This is a genomic window from Chloroflexota bacterium (assembly GCA_016219275.1).
Taxonomy (GTDB): Bacteria; Chloroflexota; Anaerolineae; order UBA4142; family UBA4142; genus JACRBM01.
In genome coordinates, this window is the sequence record JACRBM010000024.1 from 43,561 (window position 1) to 57,189 (window position 13,629).

General features: G+C 57.2%; 14 protein-coding genes. All 14 read right to left on the minus strand.

Annotated elements, in window-relative coordinates; translation table 11 throughout:
• Positions 1 to 32: 32 nt before the first annotated feature.
• The 14 genes from HY868_04615 to HY868_04680 all read right to left on the minus strand — a co-directional run bounded on the left by HY868_04615 (position 33) and on the right by HY868_04680 (position 13,554).
• The gene (locus HY868_04615) at positions 33 to 362 is read right to left on the minus strand and encodes a YnfA family protein (protein ID MBI5301400.1); all 330 of its coding nucleotides are present in this window, start codon (positions 360 to 362) and stop codon (positions 33 to 35) included.
• Positions 363 to 364: 2 nt separating this feature from the next.
• Positions 365 to 1,225 carry a serine/threonine-protein phosphatase gene (locus tag HY868_04620; protein ID MBI5301401.1) on the minus strand — a complete coding sequence of 287 codons (861 nt, stop codon included), beginning with the start codon at positions 1,223 to 1,225 and terminating at the stop codon, positions 365 to 367.
• A gap of 193 nt (positions 1,226 to 1,418) precedes the next feature.
• A complete protein-coding gene (locus HY868_04625; protein ID MBI5301402.1) occupies positions 1,419 to 2,960 on the minus strand; it encodes an APC family permease in 1,542 nt (513 codons plus the stop codon).
• A gap of 30 nt (positions 2,961 to 2,990) precedes the next feature.
• Complete coding sequence (locus tag HY868_04630; GenBank protein MBI5301403.1) at positions 2,991 to 3,185, minus strand: hypothetical protein; 195 nt, start codon at positions 3,183 to 3,185, stop codon at positions 2,991 to 2,993.
• A 155-nt stretch (positions 3,186 to 3,340) separates the two neighbouring features.
• Complete coding sequence (locus HY868_04635) at positions 3,341 to 4,906, minus strand: ammonium transporter (GenBank protein ID MBI5301404.1); 1,566 nt, start codon at positions 4,904 to 4,906, stop codon at positions 3,341 to 3,343.
• 133 nt (positions 4,907 to 5,039) lie between these two features.
• Positions 5,040 to 6,344 carry an anion permease gene (locus HY868_04640; protein ID MBI5301405.1) on the minus strand — a complete coding sequence of 435 codons (1,305 nt, stop codon included), beginning with the start codon at positions 6,342 to 6,344 and terminating at the stop codon, positions 5,040 to 5,042.
• A gap of 233 nt (positions 6,345 to 6,577) precedes the next feature.
• On the minus strand, positions 6,578 to 6,973 hold the full coding sequence (locus HY868_04645; protein MBI5301406.1) for a P-II family nitrogen regulator: 396 nt from the start codon (positions 6,971 to 6,973) through the stop codon (positions 6,578 to 6,580).
• A 12-nt stretch (positions 6,974 to 6,985) separates the two neighbouring features.
• Positions 6,986 to 8,218: an ammonium transporter gene (locus tag HY868_04650; GenBank protein ID MBI5301407.1), complete on the minus strand. Its 1,233-nt coding sequence runs from the start codon at positions 8,216 to 8,218 to the stop codon at positions 6,986 to 6,988.
• 181 nt (positions 8,219 to 8,399) lie between these two features.
• On the minus strand, positions 8,400 to 9,896 hold the full coding sequence (gene glnA, locus HY868_04655) for a type I glutamate--ammonia ligase (protein ID MBI5301408.1): 1,497 nt from the start codon (positions 9,894 to 9,896) through the stop codon (positions 8,400 to 8,402).
• Positions 9,897 to 9,944: 48 nt separating this feature from the next.
• Positions 9,945 to 10,586: a LysE family transporter gene (locus HY868_04660; protein ID MBI5301409.1), complete on the minus strand. Its 642-nt coding sequence runs from the start codon at positions 10,584 to 10,586 to the stop codon at positions 9,945 to 9,947.
• Positions 10,587 to 10,598: 12 nt separating this feature from the next.
• Positions 10,599 to 10,979, minus strand: coding sequence for a hypothetical protein (locus HY868_04665; protein ID MBI5301410.1), 381 nt, complete (start codon positions 10,977 to 10,979; stop codon positions 10,599 to 10,601).
• 253 nt (positions 10,980 to 11,232) lie between these two features.
• Positions 11,233 to 12,345 (minus strand): HAMP domain-containing histidine kinase, encoded by a 1,113-nt coding sequence (locus HY868_04670; protein ID MBI5301411.1) that lies wholly within the window; start codon positions 12,343 to 12,345, stop codon positions 11,233 to 11,235.
• A complete protein-coding gene (locus tag HY868_04675) occupies positions 12,346 to 13,026 on the minus strand; it encodes a response regulator transcription factor (GenBank protein ID MBI5301412.1) in 681 nt (226 codons plus the stop codon).
• A 153-nt stretch (positions 13,027 to 13,179) separates the two neighbouring features.
• Positions 13,180 to 13,554 (minus strand): hypothetical protein, encoded by a 375-nt coding sequence (locus HY868_04680; GenBank protein ID MBI5301413.1) that lies wholly within the window; start codon positions 13,552 to 13,554, stop codon positions 13,180 to 13,182.
• Between the last annotated feature and the right edge of the window lie 75 nt (positions 13,555 to 13,629).

Sequence of the window (13,629 nt, forward strand, 5' to 3'; positions counted from 1 at the left end):
CAACATCGTTGATGACCGTCGCAAGGATAGAATCAACTGCGCGGCGTGTACATGATAATGATAACGCCAATCAACGCGACCAGCCCGCCGATCAAGTCGAAGCGGTCGGGCAGATTCTTGTCCACGACCCAGCCCCACACAATCGAGAGCGCGACAAAGACACCGCCATAGGCGGCATAGACGCGCCCAAAGTTCGCGGGTTGAAAAGTCGGGATGACGCCGTACACGAACAACACACCGCCGCCCAAAAGACCCAGCCACATACTTTTCCCTTCGCGCAACCAGAGCCACACCAAATAACCGCCGCCAATTTCGCACAAACCGGCAATGGCAAAATAAATCAATGACTGAATTATCTGCATCGTCAAACTTCTAGGGTCAATCGGGAGTGAAAGAACATCGCGACGTGCCGCGAAATCCACTCGCGCAACGACAATCCTTTGCGCGATGAACTGTTGCCGGCAGGCGAGGGAGACAAGCGTTGAATGTGAATGGTGATCGCCGAACAATTGTCGTCGGTCTGCCGTTCGAGCGCGAGATTGATCAAACGTAGACTCAACTCTTGCGCGCGATTCGTCTGTGCAGTGAGTTCCGCAAACTCGTCATCTTGAATCACCGACCACACGCCATCGCTGCACAACACGACCCGGTCGCCTTCGCGCAAGGTGTGTTGCGTAATGTCCGGTTGGACGAACAAGGTCAAGCCAATCCCCTTCGTCAGAATCGAACGTTGCGCGTGCGTGCGAACCTTGTCCGCCGACAACACTTTCATCCGCACGAGTTCGCCGACCGTCGTATGATCCTCCGTCAAGCACGTCGCGCGACCATCGCGAATCAGGTACGCGCGGCTATCGCCCACGTGCGCGAGATAAAGTTGATTGCCGACGACTCCCGCGGCGGTCAACGTCGTGCCCATGCGCCCCGCGCCCAGGCGTTGCGCTTGCTTGTAGACTCCCAGGTTTGCCGATTCGATGCCGCGTCGCAACGCGCGTTCCACGGGCAACGCGCGTTCGCCATAAAACGCCTCGAATAGTTTTTCGAGCGCGAGCGTACTCGCCATGTCACCGTGCGCGTATCCGCCCATGCCATCCGCCACGCCGAACAACCATCCCCGCTCCGCAGTCAGATGCCCGTTGGGCAATTGAATCGCGTCTTGATTATCCTCGCGCACGGGACCGATATGGCTTAGTCCGCTGGAATCGAACTCGGGTAAAATCGGTTTCAAATCGGATCACCTCAAACGATGCCTTTGTCTGAATCCAGGTTTTTTGGAGAAACCTGGATTCTCTTCCGTTCATCAAACGAAATTGACAAAGGAATTACTCGAAACAAGATTACCCCTGTTGCGTTCTGCTCTTCTCCCCCTCTAAAGATTCACAGAACGCCAACAGGGGGACGAACCGAGAAATAAGGGCGTCCTATTTCTCGGTTGTGATGTGATGTGTCGGCGAAACGAGCGTGCGTTCGCGACGCATTTTCATCACGACTACATAGACCACACCTAACGCCAACCACGCCGCCGCAATTCCCAGGGCGAGGTACGTGGCTTGCGCGGTTACTCCACTCGATGTTGTTCCAACAATACAAATCACCAGCACCATGCCTAGATTGGCGATCAATCCGAATATAGGCAAGATAACATGTCGCAACCAATTGAATTCATGATTGCCCACAAACGCGACCACTGCCAGTCCGCAGATAAGCGCGTACAGGACGAACGTTCCCAGGTTCGAAGCGAGCGTGATGCCGGTCAGCGCGACGACGCCGCCGACCACACCCAGCGAACCAATAAGCGCCGAAGTGATCGTAAGGAGAACCACGGCGACATAGGGCGTCGCATACTGCGCGTGCAACAAACCCATAATGTCCGGCATCTCCTCATCTTGCGACATGGCGAAACTGATTCGCACGCCGGTGTTCATCGCCGTCAATGTCGCGGCGAGCAGCGCGAGCGCAACCGTTGCGGCAATCGTCAGCATGACGACGAATCCATTGCCGCCCAAAAGCGGATCGCCGATTTGGATTGCCAGGTCGCCCATCGGCGCGCGCGACGCCGCAGACGCGGCGATGCCGGTGAGCGCGCCCACTTTCAATCGGTCATTTTGGATGACGCTTACCGCAAAGTATTCCACCAGGTAAACGAGCAGACCTTGGATGAGCAACGCGAGAATCGCGCCGCGCGGGACATCGCGTTTGGGATTCGTGGCGACCGCGCCCAATACTGTGGTGGATTCAAAACCGACGAGAATCAGAATCGCGATGGATGCCTGAAACAGCATCCCGCTCCATTCGTGCGGCAGAACGATCGAGGCAACCGAGGGGTGATACCACTCACTCGGCGCGAGATTCGACGGATTGTAAAGACGAAAGAGAATGGCAAGCACGGCAAAAACGACGAGCATCGTAATTTGAATCGCGTTGAGCACGATGGACGATGTGGTCGAACCGGTGATGCCGCGCAACGCGAGAAATCCGACGAACGCGGCAAAGGCGCACGCCAGCAACACTTGACCCCAAATGGTGGGATGATAGCCGAATTGCTCGGCGATATAATTCGCCAAATTCGCCATGAACGCGACCATCACGCCGGGATAGACCCAGTAAAACAGGTGCGCCGCCCAGCCGGTAATGAATTTCACCGGGCGCGCCCAGCGATGATGTTTCGAATCGGCGCGATCCATAAACACGCGTTGGGCAAAGTGGTACGCACTGCGACTCCCGGCATCCGGGTAACGATACGCCAATTCGGAAAAAGCGAGCGCGGTCAAAAACGCAACCAGCAATGCCATCACCACGCCCGCCCACATATCCCGCGCTGTGCTAATGCCGTTCGCGTCCGTGCTCGCGGCTTGCAATTGCAAGGTTAACCACAAGAACGCGCCCGGCGCCATCAACGCCATCGCGTTCACTGTGACGCCGGTCAGTCCCAGGGTTTTCTTAACGCTTGGCTGAGTACCCATGTCCGCTCCGGGAATCGGCAGCATCCGTTTTCATTGAGGAGGCTTGAGCCATTTTTCTAACTTTTCGATGAACAAGACGAGGGGCCACAGGAGAACGATTCGCAACGCATTGACCAGGAATTGCAACCATTCCAACCAATTTAATCGTTTGGTATTGGTCCCTTCCAAATGAATGTACGCGATCAAAACTCCCATCGCCAGATAGATCAGCGCAGGTGGTGACATCCTTGTTCCATCACAATCCCAGTTTCATAGAAATTTCGTAACTGTTCAGTTTCAAAACATCCCATTGTTATAAGGAAGAGGCGGAGTTGCGCGCAAGACCTGTCAGGTTCGCGTCGCGAATACCTGACAGGTCTTACATCGCAATGTCGCTTGAACTACTCGGTGGCGCTCGCGGTTGCGCCGGAGGGCACGCGCGCGGGAGATCCGGACTTGATGACTTCGGGCACCGGCTCCCAATCCTTGGGATAACCGAGCACGCCCATTTCCGGCAAGTCCAATCCTGCCAACTCGACCTCGCGCGATACGCGCAACAGTTTGAACGCGGACAAGACCTGGAAGAACACGTAGGATCCGCCGATCACGGTCACGGCAATCGCTACGACTTCCGCGCCTTGCGCGAGAATCTGGGACGAGCCACCGTACAGCAACCCAGTCACCGGCGTCGCGACGCCGTTCCACGCCGCCGAATCCGGATTGCCATTCGCAAAGATGCCGACCGCCAACACGCCCCACACACCATTCGCAAAGTGCACCGGGATCGCGCCAACGGGATCGTCAATCTTGGCTTTCTCTAGCACGGTCGCGGCGACACACACCCACACGCCGGCGACGAGTCCGATGATGACCGCACCCGTACTATCCACGAACGCGCACGGCGCGGTGATCGCCACCAAACCGGCAAGGATGCCGTTGACCGACATGGACGGATCCGGTTTTTTGGTTGGACCAACGACCCACATGTAGAGCATCGCCGCGCAACCACCCGCCGCGCCAGCCATCAACGTATTGATCGCGGCGTTGACCGCCAAGTTGCGGAATCCGCCGACAAAGCCCAGCGCCGACCCAGGATTGAAACCGAACCATCCAAAGAACAGGATGATGGTACCCAAGATGCCCAACGAAATGCTGTGACCGGGGATGGCATTGGCAGAACCGTCCTTGTTGAATTTACCGATACGCGGACCGATGACGATTGCGCCCGCCAACGCGACCGAGCCGCCGATCATGTGCACAACACCGGAACCGGCAAAGTCCACCGCGCCATTACCCCAGCCCATCGTGCGACCCAGGTTCGCGAGCCAACCGCCGCCCCACACCCAGTTGCCGACCAACGGGTAGATGATCATGCTGACCCACAAGCCCATCAACGCAAAGCCGACGAACTTGAATCGTTCCGCCAGCGAACCGGTGGGAATCGTCGCGGCAGTATCCATGAACACCATCTGGAACAGAAAGAACGCCAACACGCCGAAATTCGCGCCCAGCCCACCCAGCATAAAGCCAGAAAGACCCAGGACGCCCGAACCGCCGATGAGCAATGGTTGATCGAGCACACCCGTCCAATCGCCCAGAGTGACCGGCGAGAAAGCCCAGGCATCGAGACCATTGATCGTGGGGTAAGTAAAGTTCACGCCGCCGAACTGAAAGGCAAAGCCAGTCAACCAGTACCCGACCGCGCCGATGCAAAACACCATCATGTTCATCATCATCGTGTGTGCGACGTTCTTGTTGCGGGTAAAGCCAGTCTCGACGAGCGCAAACCCGGCTTGCATAAAGAATACGAGAAAACCGGCGACGAGCACCCACAACACATTCACACTGACAATGGCGTCGTCGAGCTTTGGGTTTGCCGGTTCGGGACCCTGAGCCGAAGCGACACCCGCCGTGCCGAGCAACAGCGCGGCGAATAATACGATTATGGCAACGCGCACCAAATTCATGGATTTCATTTCTTCTTCTCCTTATAGATTTTTTTCTGAACTCGATCCGCCTCGCGGTTCACCCAGGACTGCGGCCGCTATGCCCAGCGCGCGCTGCGACGAAGATCAAGATGTCATTCGATTGGTTGAACGATCAATACCACCCCACATGCCCTTTCAGCATCACCAATGCCGATGCGAGAATCATCGCGATCAAGGTAGGCGGCACGGCAATCCAGATCCAACGTTTCCAACCGATGGGTCCGTGATTCCGCTCCATGAACGAATACGCCACGACATTCGCCGACGCGCCGATGGGAGTCAGGTTTCCGCCCATGTCAATCCCCAGCGCCAACGACCAGACCATCAATGCCAGGGCAGGCATCCCAGGTGTTTGCGACAGGTCTCGAAGCACATAACTCATCGCCAGGGCGAGCGGCACATTGTCCACGATTCCACTCACCAATCCGGGTCCCCAATGCAACGCCATGATAAAAGCGGAAGGATTCGATAAAGCCACCGACGACAACGAATCTGCTAATCGCTCAAACAACTGGACTTTTTCCAATCCGCCGATCAGCACAAATAACCCGGCAAAGAACAAGATGCTTTCGCCATCCACTTTGAGAATTACGGTCTTGCGATGCCCTGGTCGCAAAGCGATCAGCGCCAACCCGGCTGGGACCAGCGCGGCAACCGCCGACGTAATCGGCAATCCCGTCACCGCCGACAAAGGCAAATGGAAGATCAACATTCCCACCGCCATCAGAAAACTCACGATCCCGACACGCGTTAGATGCGCGTGGACGGGTTCACTGTGCAGTTCTTCGATCTCACGCACCGTCTCTTCCGTCAGTGCGACATGCGCGTCTTTAAGCGTCCTGCGATTGATCAGATAGAAAATCACCAACAGTACGAACGCGGCGGCAGCGGAGATAGGACCGGTATGCGCCGCGAAATCGCCAAAGTTAAAACCCAGTTCTGTTCCCAGGATCACATTCGGCGGATCGCCGACCAGGGTTGCCGCGCCGCCCGTGTTCGCCGCGCATACTTCGGCGATGATTAGCGGCACCGGGTCAAGCTTGAGCAAGCGACAAAGTTGCAGAGTGAGCGCCGAGAGAAACAGCATCACAGTGATACTATCCATGAACATCGCCAAGAATGCCGCGAGAACAATCAGCACGATAAAGAGCGACGCTGGCTTGTAATTTACTCGGCGCACCGCCGTCATCGCCAACCAAGAAAAAAAACCGGCTTCGTGCAAAATAGACACGAGCACAAACATACCCGACAGCAAACCCAGGGTCTCCCAGTTCATGTACGATAATGCCTCGACGGGACTAAGCACGCCGGACACAACCAGAACGCCGCCCCCGGTCAAGGCAACCCAGTGCCGTGGAAATTTCTCACTGGCAATCGCGATATAGGCAAGCACAAATATGGGTAAAGCGATGAACATGATTTCATCTCAACTATTTTTGATGCCTGCTCAACCTTGCGAAAGTTAGCAACCATCCTTCGCAAGGATGGGCTGAGTAGATCTGTTTTTTGAAAACAACAAGCCCTCGGGACAAGACCGCGGTCTTGCTCCGAGAGCTTCATGGCTCCACTCAGGTGTTCACGCACCTGGGGTATTTGATTATACGGTCGTGAGTGGCTCACGCGGTTACAATCTTGGTAACCGGCGAGCGATTATGATTGGTGTTGCGTCGTCGCCTCGCGTCGCGCGTCAATGTCATCGGGATACGTGAGCGCATCGTGCCCGCGTTCGCCGGTGCGAATGCGAATCACATCTTCCACCGGATAGATAAAGATCAACCCATCGCCGGGTCTGCCCGACCCAGCCGCTTTGCAAATGGTCTCGACGGTTTTCTCGACATTGTGATCGCTGAGGACGATGTTGAATTGGATGCGCGGCAACATATCAATCTGATACGTGCCGGCGCGCCCTTCTAACACAATGCCGCCTTGTCGTCCATGCCCGCGCACTTCGGAAATGTTCATCCCGACGATGCCGATCTCGCGCAGCGCATTCTTGATGTCGTTCAATTTTTCTTCGCGTACGATCGCTTCGATTTTCTTGGTCATGTCGTCCTCGCTTTACGCGTACGCGCGTTCGCCGTGCTCGCTAATGTCCAGACCGACTTCTTCTTCGTTTTCCGTTACGCGTAAGCCGACGACGACATCCAATACTTTGGCGATTACAAACGTCATGATCACCGCAAACGCGATCGCCGCGACGACCGCAATCGCTTGGATGACGAACTGACCGGGATTGCCGTAGAACAAACCATCCGCGCCGGCTTCGTTCACCATTTTCGTCGCGAACAATCCGGTTGCCAGCGCGCCCCACGCGCCGCCCATGCCGTGACACGCCCACACGTCGAGCGATTCATCCAAGTTGTGCGATTGGCGGAACCGAATCGCGTAATAACTGATTACGGCGGCGATTGCGCCGATCACGAGCGCGGCGAGCGGCGTCACATAACCCGACGCCGGCGTAATCGCGACCAAACCCACGACCGCGCCGGTGACGATGCCGAGAATGCTCGGCTTGTTGTCGCGCCAGGTCAGCAACATCCACACGAGACCTGCCGCTGCCGCGGCGGTATTCGTCGTGACCACCGCGTTGACAGCGAGACCATTCGCGCCGAGTGCGCTGCCGCCATTAAAGCCGAACCAACCGACCCACAACAATCCCGCGCCGAGAATGCTGTACGGAATGTTGTGCGGCTCCATCGGCACCGCGCCAAAACCGCGGCGCGAGCCGATGACCTTGGCAAACGCGAGTGCGGAAAAGCCCGCCGTGACATGCACCACCGTGCCGCCCGCAAAATCGAGCGCACCGAGTTGGCGCAAGATACCACCCACGCCCCAGACCCAGTGCGCGACCGGATCGTACACCAAGGTCGCCCACAACAACGCGAACAACAGAAACGCTTTGAAACGGACGCGTTCGACAAACGCGCCGGTGATGAGCGCCGGGGTAATGACCGCGAACATCATTTGGTAAGCCGAGAAGGCGAGATGCGGAATCGTGGGAGCATAATCGCCGTTCGGCGCTGAACCGACGCCATTCAATCCAAAATAATTCAACGCACCGATAATTCCGCCAAGACTAGGACCGAACGCGAGCGTATAACCCACCACCACCCATTGCACGCTGATGAGTGCCATGATAATGAAACTCAAGTTCAACGTCGAGAGCACATTTTTCTTTCGCACCATCCCGCCGTAAAAGAACGCGAGCGCGGGAGTCATCATCATCACGAGTGCGGTCGCGACCAGCACCCAGGCAGTATCGCCCGTGTTGATTGCAGTTGCGGCATTCATGCTTTCCCTCGTTGGAAGTAGGATCCGGACCAACCTCTGCGTCAATCCGCGTCCAACCGGCAAATTGCCAGTTGACTGATTCTGAAAAAAGAACACGCCCTTGGGGTGAAAACTGGCTCTCACCCCAAGGGCGTCATTGCCCTTTCACAAGACAAACGGTCGTGGAACTATCCGAACGTTTTTACGCGTCGTAGTACAGGAAAAATTCGTACGGGTGCGGGCGCAAGCGAATCGCATCCACGTCCTTGACGCGCTTCATCGCGACCCAGGTTTCGATCACGTCTTTCGTGAACACATCGCCCTTGAGCAGGAACTCGTAATCGTTTTCCAACGCGTCGAGCGTTTCGGAGAGCGACCCAGGAACCTGCTTGACCTTCTTCGCTTCTTCTGCCGACAGTTCGTACAGATCGTAATCGGCGGGTTCGCCCGGATCCATTTTCTTTTCGACGCCGTCCAACCCTGCCATCAACAACGCGGCAAAGACGAGGTACGGATTCGACGACGGATCGGGCGGGCGGAACTCGATGCGTTTCGCTTTCGGATTGTTCGAGTACATCGGCACGCGCACGGCTGCCGAGCGATTCCGTTTCGAGTACACGAGATTGACGGGCGCTTCGTAACCGGGCACGAGGCGGCGGTACGAGTTCGTCGTCGGCGCGGCAAGCGCGAGGAGCGCGGGCGCGTGATAGAGCAAACCGGCGATGTAATGCTTGGCGAGCTGGCTCAACCCGGCATAACCGCTTGGATCGGCGAACAAGTTCGCGCTATCCTTCCACAAACTCTGGTGAACGTGCATTCCGGAACCATTGTCCTGGAACAACGGCTTGGGCATAAACGTCGCCGTCTTGCCATGTGCGCGCGCGACATTCTTGACGACATATTTGTACATCATCAAACTGTCCGCCATCGTCGTGAGCGAGTTGTAGCGCATATCAATTTCGCACTGTCCCGCCGTCGCGACTTCGTGGTGATGCACTTCGATCGGCACGCCGGCTTGAATCAAGCGCAAGATAATTTCGGAGCGAATGTCCTGCAACGCGTCCGCCGGCGCGACCGGGAAGTACCCTTCCTTGTAGCGCGGGCGATGACCCAGGTTTTGCGTGCCGCTATCGCGACCGCTGTTCCAAATGCCTTCGTCCGAATCAATGAAATAGTACCCGCTGTACGTGTTCTGATCGAAACGAATATTGTCGAAGATGAAAAACTCGGCTTCGGGTCCCCAGTAGCTCGTCGTCGCGATGCCGGTTTTGGCGAGATACTTTTCCGCTTTCTTGGCAATGTTGCGCGGATCGCGCGAGTACGCCAATTTGGTAACCGGATCGTACACATCGCACGTGAGCGTTAGCGTTGGCACGGCGCATACGGGATCGGTAATCGCGCTCGTCGGGTCTGGCATCAGGAGCATATCGCTTTCGTGAATGTGCTGAAAACCGCGAATGCTCGATCCATCGAACCCGAGTCCTTCGATGAACAAATCCTCGCTCAATTCCGTGATCGGAATCGAAAAGTGTTGCCAGGTGCCGGGCAAATCCACAAACTTAAAATCCACAATCTGCAAGCCCTGCGACTTGGCGTACTCGACCACCTCTTTCGGCGAGACGAGTCGCTTGGGCGCGTGCGTCGCGCTCACCGGTTCGAGCGCGGGCAACGCGACGGACAATTCTTTCGTGTCTAACATAGTGCCTCCTATCTGAATTTTCGATTGATGATTTTCGATTGATGATTCTCACGCGCCAATCAGCGACTCGATGACGCGGAATCCAGCAGTGATCGCAAACGCGCCAAGTGCGATGCCGCACGCGATAGACAGCCCGCGAAAAACGACGGGCTTGAGCCAGCGCCGCGCCCGCGCAATCGCGAAGGCAAGCGCCACCGCCCACAACGCCGAGCCGAGCATGAAACTCGCAAAAAATATGCCAACCTGTTCCGCCGATGCGCCGACGATACCCCACGATGCGAGCACGCCGCCGAGCGACAACCAAAACGCGATTGCCCAGGGATTCGTCAGCGAGAGCATCATGCCGCTCAGAAACGCGCCGCGCGTTTCGACGCGCGTATCGCCGCTCGCCGAGAGCGCGACCGGCGTGAGCGCAGTTTGAAATGACGACCAAGCCAGATACATCAGAAACATCGCGCCGAACGCGCCCAGCCCAATTTGCAACGCGGGTATTTGCGCGAACGCGGCAAGTCCACCGAGCGCAAGCAAAGCATACGTCGCGTCGCCAATCAGCGAACCGAGTTGTACGCCGAACGCGAGCGCAAAGCCGCCGCGTGCGCCGCGCCGCAAGGTTTCCGCCGTTACCGCGCCGGGCGGCGCGGCGAACGCAAGACCCATGAACACTCCGATGGCAACGATCTCTGGATGCACGGTGATCTATTCCTACGGTGAAACCAACGTCGCGTCTTGGCGCAACGCGCCTAACTTGGAAAACAAGGTGTGCCGCACAAAATCCTTTTTACCAACCCAGGTCGGAGTCGCGACGCGTCGCGTCGTGTCAAGTTCGAGATGCGCTTCATCGCAACGCACCCAGCCGGTAATGCTCTTGCCGTCTTCCAACTCAATGCTCAAACAAACATGGTTATTTAGCCAATCGCTCTCACCCACTGCATCGTCGGGCAGAGTTGCCGGGACGATGATACTCACCGTGCCGCTCTTAATTTTCATTTCGACGACATCGTTCCCTTCACTCTCGACCAAACTGCCATCCATGCAACCACACGAATCTGCGCCGCGCGCCTGAATCAAACTGTAGCGTTTCAAGTTTTTCCTCCATGAGATGATCCGAGGAAAAAACAAAAAGCCCTTGGACGGGCGCAACTAGGCGCAGGTTCAAGGGCTTCAAGGACCTCGGAAAAGAGTGCGTCTCGGCACTCGATAGTATTCTGTTGACGAGCGAGATTATAGCCACATTGCCATATTTGTCAAACAAATGCAGTATACGCCTTTAGCGCGCAGGCGTCCATAGATTTTTCGCCACATTTCAACCGGAAGCGGGTTGTGTACTTTGCACAAATTACTTCGCCGGAATCGGCAAACTGAACCGCATCGTCGTGCCCGCGCCGATTTCGCTCTGCGCGATCAAGTCGCCGCCGTGCGCGACGACCAAGTTGCGCGCGATGGCAAGCCCTAATCCCATCCCGCGCGATTCGCGCGATTTGTAGAATCGCTCGAAGACGTGCGGCAAATCCTCCGGCGCGATCCCCGCGCCGGTATCGCTCGTGCTGACCACAACGCGCGACAGAACGCTGTCCACCGAACACTGAACACTGATCTTGCCCCCGCGCGGCGTGTAACGCAACGCGTTCGCGATCAGGTTCTCCAACACCTGGCGGATCCGCGCCGGATCCAGTTGGAGCAGAGGAACCTGGGACGTAGTCGCGATCAATTCGACTCCTGCCACACTCGCTTGCGCTTTGAACGACGCCGCTGTCTCGCCGACGAGCAGAGCGAGATCAACCGGTTCTTTTTGCAATTGGAGCGCGCCGCTCTCGGTCAATGCAAGCATCCGTAAATCGTCCACCAATCGCGCGAGCACGCGCGTCTCTTCGAGAATCGGCGCGAGGTGCGCGTCATCGCGCGGGTACACGCCGTCGAGCAGTCCTTCGAGATTGCCTTGAATCACCGTCAACGGCGTCCGCAGTTCGTGCGTCACATCCGCGAGCATCGCGCGGCGTTGTTCGTCCTGGGTCTGCAACCGCTCCGCCATCGAGTTGAACGCGCGCGCGAGCACGCGAATCTCGCGCGGTCCGCGTTCGAGCATCCGCGCCGAATAATCGCCCTCCGCCACGCGTCCCGCCATCTCGACCAAATCGCCGATCGGCGTCGCCATACGTCCGAATGCGCGTCCCACGAACACCAGACCGGCAACAATCAACACGACCGCGATGATGTTGGACGGCGTGGTATTTGTCGGAACGCCCAGCACACCCAGCAAATTTCCGGTGAGCCACGCCATCGCGGTGAGACTCGCGCAGCCGAACATGAAGACGAGCAGAAAGAAAAATCCAAACCGCAAAAAGAAACGACGCCGCGTGCGCTGCGACGCGTGCGTGTTCGACGCGGGAGGGAACGGTTCGTTGGGGGGCCACCAGGGGGGACGATGGCGCGGGAAATGTTTCGGGCGCATTTATCTATCTGCGAATTTGTAGCCGACGCCGTACACCGACACGATGTAACGCGGCTCGCGCGGCTGGGCTTCGATTTTGTGACGAATGTTTTTGACGTGCGCGTCAATCGCGCGCTCGTACGAATCGAACGCGACGCCGCGCACCGCGTCGAGCAATTGCGCGCGCGTGAAAATGCGTCCGGGTTGACGCGCCAGAGCCGCGAGTAGTTGAAACTCGGTCGGCGTCAATTCAACCGCGCGACCGGCGACAGTCGCCTGCATGCGCGGCACATCGAGCACGACATCGGCGACGCGAATCATCTCCGCGCCAATGGCGACGCTTTCGACGCGACGCAGAACGGTACGCACGCGCGCGACGAGTTCCTTCGGGCTGAACGGCTTGACGACGTAATCATCCGCGCCAATTTCGAGTCCGACCAGTTTGTCCGTTTCCTCGCCGCGCGCGGTCAGCATGATGATCGGCACGGATGATTCCTTGCGAAGCGCGCGCGTCACGTCGAGTCCGTCCAACTCCGGCAGACCCAGGTCGAGTACGATCAAGTCGGGTTTCTCGCGCCGCGCAGCGGACAGCGCGGCTTTTCCATCGTACGCGGTGAGCGCCGCAAAGCCCGCGCGTTCGAGATAATCGCGCGCCAGTTGCACAATTTGCGGTTCGTCGTCAACGATCAAAATGGTTTTCATTTTTGATTGTGGATCGTTCCGAAATGTCCGATTCAGATTGGAGCAGATTCCTGACGCGTTTACGTCAGACCTGTCAGGTTCGCTTCGCGGAAACCTGACAGGTCTGGGATATAACGATGACCGTAAAGTACATTGTTCAAATCAAGCGTCGCGTTACTTGGTCGTACCCTGTGGCTCGTGCATCTTGCGATGCCATTCCTCGAACATCGGCGGTACGCCGCCTTCCCATTTGCGACCGTGATGCATTCCCCAGTGTCCGCGCCAGAAGAACGCGCGCATCAAGCCGAAAAACAGGAAGAAGAACAACAGCGGGAAGAAGCAACTCAGCAAGCCAAACCCGCCATAGTGCCAACCCCAGGGGCGATACCAGTACGGCAGCGGCGCGACACCGGTACTCGGCACATCGAGTTTGCCTGGCGTCGTCATTCCTTGAGCGACGCCCATGCTGTACGCGTACCCGCCCACCGCGACCACGCCCGCAACCAGCAACAGCGCGATCAAAATTCCCAGACCAATTCGCCAGTACATTTTTCCTCCTCGGTGAAATTTGATTCTGGGGAGATTATGGCGCGCAATTGTGAATCAAATGTGAATTCATCGGGG